14 protein-coding genes and 1 tRNA gene are annotated in these 12198 nt (G+C 63.3%); 8 read left to right on the top strand and 7 right to left on the bottom strand.

Going from position 1 to position 12198, the window contains the following annotated elements:
* Positions 1-13 precede the first annotated feature (13 nt).
* The 3 genes from RQX22_RS02645 (at position 14) to RQX22_RS02635 (ending at position 1932) form a co-directional block, all read left to right on the top strand.
* Positions 14-90 (top strand) — tRNA-Arg (locus RQX22_RS02645).
* Positions 91-116: 26 nt separating this feature from the next.
* Positions 117-734, top strand: coding sequence for a GTP cyclohydrolase I FolE (gene folE / locus RQX22_RS02640; protein ID WP_315723348.1), 618 nt, complete (start codon positions 117-119; stop codon positions 732-734).
* 28 nt (positions 735-762) lie between these two features.
* Positions 763-1932, top strand: a complete 1170-nt coding sequence (locus RQX22_RS02635) for a hypothetical protein (RefSeq protein ID WP_315723346.1) — start codon at positions 763-765, stop codon at positions 1930-1932.
* A 214-nt stretch (positions 1933-2146) separates the two neighbouring features.
* Here the strand turns inward: RQX22_RS02635 and rplI are convergent, their stop codons facing one another.
* The 3 genes from rplI to rpsF are packed head-to-tail and all read right to left on the bottom strand — an operon-like array spanning position 2147 to position 3429.
* Positions 2147-2764, bottom strand: coding sequence for a 50S ribosomal protein L9 (rplI, locus tag RQX22_RS02630; RefSeq protein ID WP_315723344.1), 618 nt, complete (start codon positions 2762-2764; stop codon positions 2147-2149).
* A gap of 12 nt (positions 2765-2776) precedes the next feature.
* On the bottom strand, positions 2777-3001 hold the full coding sequence (rpsR, locus tag RQX22_RS02625) for a 30S ribosomal protein S18 (protein WP_315723342.1): 225 nt from the start codon (positions 2999-3001) through the stop codon (positions 2777-2779).
* Between the two features lie 17 nt (positions 3002-3018).
* The gene (gene rpsF / locus RQX22_RS02620) at positions 3019-3429 is read right to left on the bottom strand and encodes a 30S ribosomal protein S6 (RefSeq protein WP_315723555.1); all 411 of its coding nucleotides are present in this window, start codon (positions 3427-3429) and stop codon (positions 3019-3021) included.
* Between the two features lie 223 nt (positions 3430-3652).
* Between rpsF and fabD the strand changes: the two genes are divergently transcribed.
* The 5 genes from fabD (at position 3653) to mltG (ending at position 8000) form a co-directional block, all read left to right on the top strand.
* Positions 3653-4588, top strand: a complete 936-nt coding sequence (fabD, locus tag RQX22_RS02615; RefSeq protein ID WP_315723340.1) for an ACP S-malonyltransferase — start codon at positions 3653-3655, stop codon at positions 4586-4588.
* Between the two features lie 2 nt (positions 4589-4590).
* Complete coding sequence (gene fabG / locus RQX22_RS02610; RefSeq protein WP_315723338.1) at positions 4591-5328, top strand: 3-oxoacyl-[acyl-carrier-protein] reductase; 738 nt, start codon at positions 4591-4593, stop codon at positions 5326-5328.
* A 95-nt stretch (positions 5329-5423) separates the two neighbouring features.
* A complete protein-coding gene (locus RQX22_RS02605; protein WP_315723336.1) occupies positions 5424-5660 on the top strand; it encodes an acyl carrier protein in 237 nt (78 codons plus the stop codon).
* Between the two features lie 100 nt (positions 5661-5760).
* Positions 5761-7020, top strand: coding sequence for a beta-ketoacyl-ACP synthase II (gene fabF / locus RQX22_RS02600; RefSeq protein WP_315723334.1), 1260 nt, complete (start codon positions 5761-5763; stop codon positions 7018-7020).
* 11 nt (positions 7021-7031) lie between these two features.
* A complete protein-coding gene (mltG, locus tag RQX22_RS02595) occupies positions 7032-8000 on the top strand; it encodes an endolytic transglycosylase MltG (protein WP_315723332.1) in 969 nt (322 codons plus the stop codon).
* 13 nt (positions 8001-8013) lie between these two features.
* Here the strand turns inward: mltG and RQX22_RS02590 are convergent, their stop codons facing one another.
* The 4 genes from RQX22_RS02590 to rimO all read right to left on the bottom strand — a co-directional run bounded on the left by RQX22_RS02590 (position 8014) and on the right by rimO (position 12051).
* Positions 8014-8847 (bottom strand): C40 family peptidase, encoded by an 834-nt coding sequence (locus tag RQX22_RS02590; protein ID WP_315723330.1) that lies wholly within the window; start codon positions 8845-8847, stop codon positions 8014-8016.
* A 10-nt stretch (positions 8848-8857) separates the two neighbouring features.
* Positions 8858-9202, bottom strand: a complete 345-nt coding sequence (locus RQX22_RS02585) for a MarR family transcriptional regulator (protein WP_315723328.1) — start codon at positions 9200-9202, stop codon at positions 8858-8860.
* A 126-nt stretch (positions 9203-9328) separates the two neighbouring features.
* Positions 9329-10726, bottom strand: a complete 1398-nt coding sequence (locus tag RQX22_RS02580) for a leucyl aminopeptidase family protein (protein ID WP_315723326.1) — start codon at positions 10724-10726, stop codon at positions 9329-9331.
* Positions 10723-12051, bottom strand: coding sequence for a 30S ribosomal protein S12 methylthiotransferase RimO (rimO, locus tag RQX22_RS02575; RefSeq protein ID WP_315723324.1), 1329 nt, complete (start codon positions 12049-12051; stop codon positions 10723-10725). The genes RQX22_RS02580 and rimO overlap by 4 nt, the downstream gene beginning before the upstream one ends.
* Between the last annotated feature and the right edge of the window lie 147 nt (positions 12052-12198).

Raw genomic sequence — 12198 nt, 5'->3', positions numbered from 1 at the left:
CCGGCCCTGGAATGGCCCCGTAGCTCAGCAGGATAGAGCATCTGATTCCTAATCAGAGGGTCACAGGTTCGAATCCTGTCGGGGTCACCAGGAAATCCGGGTCAGCGGGGAGCTAGATGGACGAGTTCGATAGCGCGGAGGACGGCGATCTGGTCGCCCAGCCCCCCAAGATCGACGTGCCCGAAGACGTGCAGGCGGCGGTTCGGACGCTGATCCGGTGGGCAGGGGACGATCCCTGCCGCGAAGGGCTGCTCGATACGCCGCTTCGCGTGGCGCGCGCGTGGAAGGAATATGCGAAGGGCTATGAGGAAGATCCTTCTCATCACCTCAGCCGGACCTTCGAAGAAGTGGGCGGCTATGACGAGATCGTGCTGTTGAAGGACATTCCCTTTCAATCCCATTGCGAGCATCATCTCGCTCCGATCATCGGCAAGGCCTCGATCGCTTATCTTCCCGGCGAGCGGGTTGTCGGCATTTCCAAGCTCGCGCGCGTTCTTCATGGTTTCGCGCGCCGGCTGCAGGTGCAGGAAAGGCTTACCGCCCAGGTCGCCGATTGCGTCTGGGAGAATCTCAATCCGGAAGGGGTCGCGGTGGTGGTAGAGGCGAGCCATGCCTGCATGACGGCGCGAGGGGTCAACACCCCGGGCGTTTTGATGACCACGAGCCGGATGATGGGCGTATTTCGCACCGACGAACGAAGCCGGCGTGAAGTCCTTGCGCTCATGGGATATTAAGGTCCAAACAAGCAGGCCAAGGATTCAGATGTCACGATCGCGCCTTCTTTCCATTGCAGCCTTGCTGGGGTTGGTTCTCCCGGCTGCTGGCGCTTGGGCGCAGGACGCCGACACGGTGGGACCGCCCGCTCTTCGGAATTTCAGCATCAGCGGCGAGCAGACCAATGCGCCGGCGCCGGCCGAAGAACCGGCGGCCGTAACGCCTCCACCCGTCGTGGAGATTCCGCCGGTGAGGATCGCACCGGAACCGACGCAGCCTGCAGCGTCGGCGGAAACGAATGCCTCGTCGCCGGCGGCCTCGCCTGCCGACGAAAGAAGTGCCGGCACGCGTGACAATGCACCTGCCGATCGGGCAGCGGCCGCGCCAGTGCCCGAACCGACCATGCCCGTCGAGGAAACGCGCTCGTTCGGTCCGAGCGAAGTGCCGGTCATCGTGTCGCCAGAGCTGAGAGAGCCAGCCCAGGCCCCATCGGCTGCGGAAGGGCGCTTCCCCTGGCTCTACGCCGTGGCCGCGGGGATCGCGGGATTGGCGCTCCTCGCTTTCCTCCTCTTGCGAAGGCGCGAGGATCAGGGCGAAGAGGAGCTGGAGCTGGCAAATGTGCTCATGCCCGAGGCCGAGCCTCTCCCAGCGCCGCTGGCGCGAGAGCCGGAGCCGGAGCCACGGGCAGCGGCCGTGACACCGCCGGCGCAACCGCGGAGGCCCCGGCTGGAGCTGGAATTCAAGCCAGGCAAAGCAGCGGCGACCGATGCGCAGGCTTCGGTCGAATATGAGCTGAAGATAGCCAATGTGGGCGATGCCGAGGCGAGAAGGGTGCGGATCGAGGCACGCCTTTTCAACGCGCAGCAGGATGCCGAGATCGGCGCCTTCTTCTCCGCCCCCGATCCCGCGCTGGCCACTTTGGCGCCGCGCGCCATTCCTCCGCAAAGCGGCGCATTGTTCAAGAGCGTCGTCGCCTTGCCGAAGGAACAGGTCCGCGAAGTCGTAATCCAGGGCCGTCGCCTGTTCATTCCGATGATCGCCTTCAATGTCCTCTATGAATGGGGCGAGGGCGAGGCGGGCCAGACATCCATGTCGTATCTCGTCGGCCGCGAAACGGAGCCGCCCGCAGAGAAGATGGCACCGTTCAGGCTCGATCTGGGGCCGCGCATCTATCGTTCGGTCGGCTTCCGCCCGAGCAAGTTGGCGCTGACCGTCTAAAGTTGTTTCACGGCAGATAAATCATCTGGCCATTCGGAAATAACGGAAATCGAAGAGAAAAAGGCGCTTGAACGGAGCCTGATCCATGTCGTCGGCGGAAGCGCGAAGCGATTCCACTTCAAACGATCAGGCTCCAAAGGAAGTTGATCGTCAAAAAGAAGAGGCCGCCCGCTCGGTGGAGCGGACGGCCTCGATTGTTCGCGCGTGTCGAAGCTCAGGCTTCGCCCTGCTCCTCGCTTGCCGGTTCGGCAGCTCTCGCCTGCTCCACGGGAGCGGCGATCTCGCCTGGTTCGGCATTGGGATCATAATCCTCCGTGAAGCCGGCGCTGTCCTTTTCGAACATCTCCGCCATCACGTCGACACCCTTCGCCTGCAGCTCGGCTTCCTCGGGCGAACGGGCGACGTTGACGTGGATGAGGACCGAAACTTCGGGGTGAAGCGCGACCTTGACGTCCTGCAGACCAATGGCCTTGATCGGACGATCGAGCACGATCTGGTTCTTGGCGACTTTATGGCCCTCGGCCTCGAGGGCCTCGGCAATATCGCGCGCTGAGACTGAACCGTAGAGCTGGCCTGTATTGGAGGCCTGCCGGATGAGCTGGATCTTGACGCCGTCGATCGTCTTCGAGTCCTTTTCGGCCTCGCTGCGACGTTCGGCATTGCTCGCCTCGATCTTCTCCCGGTTGGCTTCGAACACCTTGCGGTTGGATTCGTTGGCGCGAAGTGCCTTGCCGTTGGGGAGAAGGAAGTTGCGGGCATAGCCGTTCTTCACTTTCACCACGTCGCCGATGGCACCGAGCTTCTCGATTCGTTCGAGCAGAATGACATCCATGTTCGCTGCTCCTTATTTCACGACATAGGGAAGAAGGCCGAGATGCCGGGCGCGCTTGATCGCCTTGGCCAGCTCGCGTTGCTTCTTCGCGGAGACCGCGGTGATGCGGCTCGGGACGATCTTGCCCCGTTCGGACACGAAGCCCTGAAGGAGACGGATGTCCTTATAATCGATGGTGGGAGCATCCTTGCCCGAAAAGGGGCAGCTCTTGCGGCGGCGGAAAAATGGACGTGCCATGTCTGAGCTCCTGCTCCTTAAGCTTCGAACTGGTCGCGGCGCGGGCCACGATCGCTGCGGCTCATGCGATCACGATCGCCACCGCGCTCGCCCCGCTCACTCCGCTCGTTGCGACGCATCATCGCCGACGGACCCTGTTCGTGGGCGTCCACGCGTATGGTCATATAGCGGATGACGTCTTCGTTGATCTGCGTCTGCCGCTCCAGTTCCGCCACGACGGGCGCGGGAGCATCGACGTCCAGCAACACGTAATGAGCCTTGCGGTTCTTCTGGATCCGATAGGCGAGGCTGCGGAGACCCCAGGTCTCGGTCTTGACGACCTTGCCGCCATTATCCTCGATGATCTTGGTGGCGTTTTCCGCCAGCGCATCGACCTGGGCCTGGGCCAGGTCCTGACGCGCGAGAAAGACATGCTCGTAAAGCGGCATGTTGCGCATTCCTTGTCTTTGGCCGATCGCTGACGCCGCCCAATGCGGACGCCCCTCCGGCTGTCGTCTGAAATTAAACCGGGGCGGGAAGGCGCTCGCCCTCCGCCCCGGACGTGCGCCTGATGACGGAAATGCTGCCGAAAAGCAACCCCGCTGGCCCAGATCGAGTATGGACCCGGTTGGCGGGCTCGCTTACCAGCCGCGCCAACAGGAGGAAATGGCGATGCGTGCATTCATTTTTCCCGGCCAGGGAAGCCAGTCAGTAGGGATGGGAAAGGCTTTGTCCGAAGCGAGCGCGACCGCTCGCGCCTTGTTCGAGGAAGTGGACGACGCGCTCGGACAGTCGCTCGCTCGGCTGATGGCCGAAGGGCCGCAGGATGAACTCACCCTCACCGAAAACGCCCAACCGGCAATCATGGCCAATGCTCTTGCAACGCTGCGCGTGCTGGAGCGCGAAGGCGGGCTCAACCTTTCGGACAAGGCTGCTTTTGTCGCCGGGCATAGCCTGGGCGAATATAGCGCTTTGGCAGCGGCCGAAGCGCTGGACGTGGCGACGACCGCCCGCCTGCTCAAGCTGCGCGGCCAGGCCATGCAGGCAGCGGTCCCGGTCGGCGAAGGCGCCATGGCAGCATTGCTGGGCATCGACCTTGCGACGGCCGAGGCGGTCGCTGCGGAAGCCGCGCAGGGCGAGATTTGCGCTGTCGCCAATGACAATGATCCGGGGCAGATCGTCATCTCGGGGCACAGGCAGGCGGTCGAGCGCGGACTGGAAATCGCCAAGGCGAAGGGTGCCAAGCGCGCATTATTGCTGCCGGTCTCCGCGCCCTTTCATTCGCCGCTGATGGAACCGGCCGCAAAGCGTATGGAAGCGGCTTTGGCCGCGGCCGCCCTCCGGCCGCCGTCGGTACCTCTCTACGCCAATATAAGTGCGTCCCCAGTGGGTGATCCGGCGGAGATCCGGCGCCTGCTCGTCGATCAGGTGACTGGAATGGTGCGGTGGCGGGAAAGCGTGGCTGCCATGGCCGAGGCCGGAGTCACGCATTTCGTAGAATTCGGGGGCAAGGTGTTGGCTTCGATGGTTCGCCGCATCGTACCCGACGCGCAAGCGACAAGCGTGGTTTCGATGGCCGATATCGAAGCCCTGGCCAAGGAGATTTGATCATGTTCGACCTCAGCGGAATGACGGCGCTGGTAACCGGCGCATCGGGCGGGATCGGATCCGCGATCGCCGGGGCGCTGGCGGCGCAGGGCGCGCGAGTCGCCCTGTCGGGGACACGGCAAGAGGCCTTGAACGAAGTCGCGGCCGGCCTGGGCGGGGATCCCGTGATCCTGCCTGCCAATCTCGGCGATCCCAACGAGGTGGATGGCTTGGTTCCCCGGGCCATCGAGGCGCTGGGGCAACTCGACATCCTGATCAACAATGCCGGCGTGACCCGCGACAATCTGGCGATGCGGATGAAGGACGAGGAATGGTCCGAGGTGCTCCGGATCAATCTGGAAGCCGCCTTTCGCCTGGCCCGCGCTGCGCTGAAGCCGATGATGCGCGCCCGCCACGGCCGGATCATCTCGATCACCTCCGTGGTCGGGGTCACCGGCAATCCGGGCCAAGCCAATTATGCTGCTTCGAAGGCCGGCCTGATCGGTATGTCCAAGGCTTTGGCCCAGGAAGTCGCCAGCCGCGGCATCACCGTCAATTGCATCGCGCCGGGCTTCATCGCCTCGGCAATGACCGATGCCCTGCCGGATGGGCAGAAAGAGGCGCTGCTGGGCCGTATCCCGGTCGGCAAGCTGGGCGAAGGGAATGACGTTGCTGCCGCGGCGGTCTATCTGGCCAGCCGCGAGGCGGCCTATGTCACCGGCCAGACGCTGCATGTTAACGGCGGCATGGCAATGATGTGAAGCATGGCCGGCTTCCGATTCGGCGCCGGCCACTTGCCAGCCCCGGCCGCGACGGGCTAGGGCTGGCGCAAAGCAAAGCTAGGGAAGGCTAGAATATGAGCGAGACCTCCGATCGGGTTAAGAAAATCGTCGTTGAGCATCTCGGGGTCGAATCCGAGAAGGTCACCGAGGAAGCGAGCTTTATCGATGATCTGGGCGCGGACAGCCTCGACATCGTCGAGCTCGTAATGGCGTTCGAGGAAGAATTCGGGGTGGAGATCCCTGACGATGCCGCCGAGAAGATCGGAACGGTCAAGGACGCGATCGACTATATCGAGGCCAACAAGGCCTGAGGTTCGGCTCGAGCCCCAGCGATTTGAGTCGCTTGTTCAAAACGGCTTCCCGTCCTAGGTCGGGGGGCCGTTTTGCTTATCTGCTGCAAGGAGTTTGCGCATGCGCCGCGTAGTCGTGACCGGTCTCGGGATGGTTTCCCCCCTGGGTGCCGATGTGGAGACCAGCTGGAAGAATATTCTGGCTTCGAAGAGCGGCGCAGCGCGCATTACCCGCTTCGACCCCACCGACTATGCCTGCCAGATCGCCTGTGAGGTGAAGGCGCCCGAGCATGAATATGGCTTCGATCCCAACAAAAGGGTCGATCACAAGATCCAGCGTCAGGTCGATCCGTTCATCATCTATGGTCTCGATGCCGCCGGACAGGCGCTCGAAGATGCGGGCCTCACCGACATGAGCGAGGAGGATCGCTACCGGGCCGGCGTGTCGATCGGGTCGGGCATCGGCGGTCTCCCCGGTATCGAAAAGGAGTCGCTTGTCCTTCATGAAAAGGGTCCCCGGCGCGTCTCTCCGCATTTCGTCCATGGGCGGCTTATCAACCTCATCTCCGGCCAGGTTTCGATCAAATATGGCCTGATGGGTCCCAATCATGCGGTGGTGACGGCCTGCTCGACTGGCGCCCATTCGATCGGCGATGCCGCCCGGATGATCCAGATGGAGGATGCCGACGTGATGCTGGCGGGCGGCGCGGAAAGCGCGCTTTGCCCGCTCGGTATCGCCGGTTTCGCCCAGGCGCGGGCTTTATCCACGCAGTTCAACGAGCAGCCCGAAAAGGCCAGCCGCCCCTATGACAAGGATCGCGACGGCTTCGTGATGGGCGAGGGCGCCGGAGTCGTCGTTCTCGAAGAATATGAGCGGGCCAAGGCGCGCGGTGCCAAAATCTATGCCGAGATCATCGGCTATGGCATGTCCGGCGATGCCTATCACGTCACCGCGCCGCACCCGGAAGGGGCCGGCGGCTATCGCGCAATGGAAGTGGCGATGCGGCGCTCCGGCCTCGATCTCGACGACATCGATTATATCAATGCGCATGGCACATCGACCCCGCTCGGCGACGAGTTGGAGCTTGGTGCGGTGCGCAAGCTGTTCGGCAATGCCGTCGGCAAGCTTTCGATGAGCTCGACGAAATCCGCGATCGGCCACCTGCTGGGTGGCGCGGGTGCCGTCGAAGCGATTTTCTGCATCCTCGCGATCCGGGATCAAATCGTGCCGCCGACCCTCAATCTCGACAATCCGAGCGAAGGGACGGCCGGCGTGGATCTTGTTCCCCACGTGGCGAAGGAGCGGAAGGTGAAGGCGGCGCTCAACAACAGCTTCGGCTTCGGCGGGACCAACGCCAGCCTGGTGATGCGCGCGGTCTAGGGCCGAGACCGATGAAGAAGCTGGCCGCCTTCGTCCTCCTGCTGGCGCTTGCGGCCTTCATCGCCGGCGGCCTGGTGATCGGCAGCTGGAAGGCGGCGGGACCGGCGAACAAGGCGATCCCGGTCGTCGTTGCGCAGGGCTCCAGCCTCAGGAAGGCCGCGGAGACGCTCGAGGTAGCTGGCGCGCTGGAATCGGCCGACAATTTTCTTCTCCTGGCGAGGATTTTCGGCGGCGATGGTACGATCCATGCCGGCGAATATGAGATACCGGCTCGCGCAAGCCCTGCGGACATTCTTGCTCTTCTTCAAAGCGGCAAGACGCTGCAGCGTTTCATCACGGTCCCGGAAGGCCTGCCTTCGATCATGGTCCACGAGCGGCTGATGGCGGCGCCGACGCTTGCCGGCACTGTTCCGGTGCCGGAGGAGGGGTCGGTCCTTCCCGACAGCTATTCATACCAGCGCGGGGAAAGCCGGGCGGCGGTTCTCAAGCGCATGCAGGACGCGATGACGAAGGAGCTCGACGCCTTATGGGCGAAGCGGCAGCCGCAGAGCGTCGCCAAGAGCAAGCGTGAGGCGATCATTCTTGCCTCGGTGGTCGAAAAGGAGACCGGCAAGCCTTCGGAGCGCCGAATGGTGGCGGGGGTCTATAGCAATCGTGTCCGACTGGGCATGAAGCTGGATGCCGATCCGACCGTCATCTATCCGATTACCAAGGGCAAGCCGCTGGGCCGCCGCATTCGCCGTTCCGAACTGAACGACGACAATGGGTACAACACTTATGCGCGGCCGGGCTTGCCGGCCGGACCGATCGCGAATCCCGGCCGGGAGTCGATCGCCGCAGTCTTGAACCCAGCCGACACGCAGGCGCTTTACTTCGTCGCCGACGGCACTGGCGGACATGTGTTCGCCAACAGCCTGTCCGAACATAATGCCAATGTTGCCAAATGGTATGCCATCCGCCGCGCGCGGGGGGAGATGTAGGACAGAAGGCCGTTCAGGTGCGGATCCGCCGGCGGTCGAGCTTGTGCGGACAATGGGCCTGCGCATCCCGCAGCGGCTCCACCGCCACTTTTCCGCTGACCGGGCTGACATGGATCACCATCCGATCGTCGATCATCATGCCGACATGCTGCTCGCAGAAAACCAGGTCGCCACGCACGAGCGAGACGCCGTCGGGAAGCGGATCGCCCAGCGTTCGCTGCTGGTCGACGTCACGGGGGGCCGGAACCCCGCACAGCGCCAGCGCGAGCTGGACCAGGCCGGAGCAGTCAATGCCGTGGAGGGTGCGGCCACCGTCGGCATAGGGTGCGCCGAGCAGTCTTTGGCATATGGCGGCGGGATCATCCTCATGTTCGTCGATGCGGCGCAGATGGGAGAGGGGCACAAAGCCTCCCTCGATGGCCAGCATCGCGCCCTTTTCCGTTCCGCGAAGGCGCGAACCCATCGGCAAGGCTGCAATGGTAGGGGAAAGCAGATCGATCGAGGCTTCGACGGGCGCGGTCGCTTCCACCACGATGTGGGTGGGGACGAAGGGGTCGGCCAATGCGATCGCCTCGACATAGCCGACCTTATGGTCGGCCCGACAATAGCCCCAGGCCCAATGACCGGTAACGTCCACCACGGCGAATTCCTCGCCCGGCAGAAGCTCGGAAATCGTCTCTGCGGTGTCAGAGGGTGACGCCCGAAGCGGCGCCGGCAGCAGGCCGCAGCTCCGTGTCATCGGCCTGGCATAATGGGGCGCGAAAAGCTGTCCTGCCAGGGCGATGTCGGCAATGTCCTTGCGATAGGCATGGATGCGCGGGTCCAGGATCAGGGAGGGGCCGCTCAACTGAAATCGCTCAGCCGTGCTGGAACAGCATGCTTCGTTCCCTGCTCGGCCGCTCACCTGCCCCTTCCTGTTGTTCGATATTATGTTCGAAGCGTTCAAGGAACTCTTGCCCTATATTGGTCTTAGCAACGAACACATTGCGGCGATCCGCTTCGTCGCGGACGCGCCGGAGATAGCCGAGCGTACCCAAAGTATTCAAGGCGCGCGTGATCACCGGCTTCGACACTCCGAGCAGATGCGCGAGGCCACGGACGGTGTGCGGCCCCGGGGTGAGATAGACCAGAAGGAGAAGGGCCATTTGGCGGTTGGTGAGATCGGGCTGCCCGGATCTCACATAGCTCACAAGCGTCTGCATCCAGCTCTTCAACGAGCGCTCTGACACTGTTTTTACTCCGAATTCGGATGAATGACGTTACGGAGCTACAACCAGTCAAAGCGGTTTTCGTTTCGTTATCTATCGAGAATAGGACAGAAAAGGCCTTTAATCGGACAAAGCGTAACGGTCGCTCAGCAGGCGCCAGGCGGCGCGAAGACCCAGGGCGTCGCCCCCTTTGGGACGGCCGGGGCGGGCGGAGGCACGCCAGGCGAATGTATCGAAATGCGCCCAAAGAATGTTCTCGGGAACGAATTTCTGAAGAAACAGGGCCGCCGTGATCGAACCGGCCATGCCGCCTTCGGCAGCATTGCCGATGTCGGCGATGTCCGACGCAAGCATGTCCGCATAATCCGTCCACAGGGGCATGGGCCAAAGCGGATCGGAAAGCGCCTTCCCGGCTTCGGCCAAAGCTTCGGCCAGCCCGTCCTCATTGGCGAACAAAGCAGGGAGATCCGGTCCCAGGGCAATTCGCGCCGCACCGGTGAGGGTCGCGAAATCCAGGATGAGCTCGGCCTTGTCCTCAACCGCCTTGGCCAAGGCATCGGCTAAAACCAGCCGTCCTTCGGCGTCGGTATTGCCGATTTCGACGGTAATCCCTTTCCGGCTCTTCACGACATCGCCAGGTCGCAGTGCCGCCCCCGAAACAGCATTTTCGACGGCCGGAACGAGGAGGTGGAGTCTGACGGGAAGACGGGTCTTCATGACCAGCCTGGCAAGGCCGAGCACATGTGCGGCACCGCCCATATCCTTCTTCATCAACCGCATCCCGGCCGAATTCTTGATATCGAGACCGCCGGAATCGAAACAGACCCCCTTGCCGACCAAGGCGATACGCGGATGGGCCGGATTGCCCCATTCGAGCTCGATCAGCCTCGGGCTTCGATCCGTTGTGGCGGCAGCGCCGACAGCAGCGATCAGGGGGAAGGCCTTTTCTAGATCTCGGCCGGACGTGACCGTGACGGCGGCTCCGCAATCGGCTGCAAGGCTGCGGGCGACGGCCTCCAGATCGGCGGGTCCCATATGGTTGGCAGGCAGGTTGACGAGGTCGCGCACCAGCGTGATCGCTTCGGCGAGCAGGAGCGTCTCGTCGATCTGCGCGGGCTCTGGGGTCAGCAGCGTCCGCGGCCCTTTCGGGGCCGGATTCGCCTTGAAGCGATCGAAGCCATATTGGGCAAGCAGCCAGCCGAGGGCGGCGGGGCCGGGGCCTCGGCCCTCGACCCGGTAAAGACCTTCCGGCAGGACCTCGGCAGCTTTGGCAAGGCACCAGGGGCTGAGCGCGTCGACATTGGCGACCCCGAGCACCGCCGACCAATCGGCTTTCTCGCCTGGCAATATGGCCATCTGATAGCCATCGCCCCTGAAGCTCTGGGCGTTCACAGCCTCCCGGATCCGCTCCGGCTGGGCAGCCAGCCAGCCGTCAAAGCCGTTCTTGTCGACGAGTTGCAATAAGGTGGCCGGCTGTTCCTTGTCAGGCTGGAGGAGGGTCTTGAGATCGGCCTTCACTGTACCGGCACGCCGTAAAGATCGTGGTCGTCGGCCTCCTCGATCAGCACGGTGACGATGTCGCCCGGCTGGACCATGGCGTCGCGAAGATGAACTTCCCCATCGATTTCAGGCGCATCAGCCTTGGACCGTCCGGTCGCACCGCCGGCACCGTCGGCAAGGTCGACGATGACGTCGAGCGTCTTTCCGACCTTCGCCTGGAGCTTTGCGGCTGAAATGGCCGCGGTCCTTTCCATCAATCGGGCGTAGCGCTCTTCCTTCAGTTCCTCGGGCACCGCGCCCGGCAGGTCATTTGCGGCGGCTCCCTGGACGGGTTCGAATCGAAAGGCGCCAACACGGTCGAGGCGGGCCTCATCGAGCCATTGGAGCAGATAATCGAAATCGGCCTCCGTTTCGCCGGGAAACCCGACTACGAACGTGGAACGGATGGCGATATCTGGACAGATTTCACGCCAGCCGCGGATCCGTTCGAGGACCTTCGCTTCGTTGGCAGGCCGCTTCATCGCCTTCAGGACCGATGGCGCGGCATGTTGAAATGGAATGTCCAGATAGGGGAGGACGAGACCCTCCGCCATGAGCGGAATGACCCGATCCACGTGCGGATAGGGATAGACATAATGGAGCCGCACCCAGGCGCCGAGCTTCCCGAGCTCGCGGGCCAGGTCGGTCATATGTGCCCGGACTTCAGCCCCCTTCCAGGGCCATGCGGCGTGGCGAAGGTCCACCCCGTAGGCGGACGTGTCCTGGCTGATGACCAGCAACTCCCGGGTGCCGGCCGCGACCAGTTTTTCGGCCTCGCGGAGGATCGCGTCGGGGCGGCGGCTGACGAGATCGCCGCGGATCGACGGTATGATGCAGAAGCTGCAGCGATGGTTGCAGCCTTCCGAGATCTTCAGATACGAATAATGACGCGGCGTCAGCTTCAGGCCGCTTTCGGGCACCAGGTTGAGATAGGCCGATGGCGGGATCGGGGCAGCGACATGGACCGCGCCGACCACCTCTTCATATTGGTGCGGGCCGGAAATGGCGAGTACGTCCGGAAAGCGCTCGCGGATCAGCTCGGCTTCGCGTCCCATGCAGCCGGTGACGATGACCCGGCCATTTTCCGCAATCGCTTCGCCGATGGCGGCCAGGCTCTCCTCCTTGGCGCTGTCGAGGAAGCCGCAGGTGTTGACCAGGACGACGTCTGCCTCATCGTAATCGGCGCTCAGCTGATAGCCGTCCGAGCGCAGCTTGGTCAGGATCCGTTCGGAATCGACGAGCGCCTTCGGGCAGCCGAGCGAAACCATGCCGACCTTGGGCGGGGAGGGGAGTATGGTTGCCATGAGAGGCGCCCACATAGTGGCAAAGTGCGGATTTTCCTAGGGTCCGGACCGCGGAAACTGAAATCGAGCGGGCGCACGATACCGGGTGCCTGGCGGTGGTGCCGGAGGCCTGACATGCCGTGAGCAATTGCGACCTTTCCGAACGAT

Origin of the sequence: Sphingosinicella rhizophila (assembly GCF_032378825.1) — a bacterium.
Taxonomy (GTDB): domain Bacteria; phylum Pseudomonadota; class Alphaproteobacteria; order Sphingomonadales; family Sphingomonadaceae; genus Allosphingosinicella; species Allosphingosinicella rhizophila.
The sequence above is the reverse complement of the archived record's forward strand: the minus strand, read 5'-3'. Positions and strand labels throughout refer to the sequence as shown.

Bases quoted from the DNA above. Each gene is read 5' to 3' on its own strand.
- RQX22_RS02605 (WP_315723336.1), top strand. From the start codon at position 5,424: ATGAGCGAGACCTCCGATCGGGTTAAGAAAATCGTCGTTGAGCATCTC.
- RQX22_RS02585 (WP_315723328.1), bottom strand. From the start codon at position 9,202: ATGCAGACGCTTGTGAGCTATGTGAGATCCGGGCAGCCCGATCTCACC.
- mltG (WP_315723332.1), top strand. From the start codon at position 7,032: ATGAAGAAGCTGGCCGCCTTCGTCCTCCTGCTGGCGCTTGCGGCCTTC.
- rimO (WP_315723324.1), bottom strand. From the start codon at position 12,051: ATGGCAACCATACTCCCCTCCCCGCCCAAGGTCGGCATGGTTTCGCTC.
- folE (WP_315723348.1), top strand. From the start codon at position 117: ATGGACGAGTTCGATAGCGCGGAGGACGGCGATCTGGTCGCCCAGCCC.
- rpsF (WP_315723555.1), bottom strand. From the start codon at position 3,429: ATGCCGCTTTACGAGCATGTCTTTCTCGCGCGTCAGGACCTGGCCCAG.
- rplI (WP_315723344.1), bottom strand. From the start codon at position 2,764: ATGGATGTCATTCTGCTCGAACGAATCGAGAAGCTCGGTGCCATCGGC.
- fabG (WP_315723338.1), top strand. From the start codon at position 4,591: ATGTTCGACCTCAGCGGAATGACGGCGCTGGTAACCGGCGCATCGGGC.
- fabD (WP_315723340.1), top strand. From the start codon at position 3,653: ATGCGTGCATTCATTTTTCCCGGCCAGGGAAGCCAGTCAGTAGGGATG.
- rpsR (WP_315723342.1), bottom strand. From the start codon at position 3,001: ATGGCACGTCCATTTTTCCGCCGCCGCAAGAGCTGCCCCTTTTCGGGC.
- fabF (WP_315723334.1), top strand. From the start codon at position 5,761: ATGCGCCGCGTAGTCGTGACCGGTCTCGGGATGGTTTCCCCCCTGGGT.
- RQX22_RS02635 (WP_315723346.1), top strand. From the start codon at position 763: ATGTCACGATCGCGCCTTCTTTCCATTGCAGCCTTGCTGGGGTTGGTT.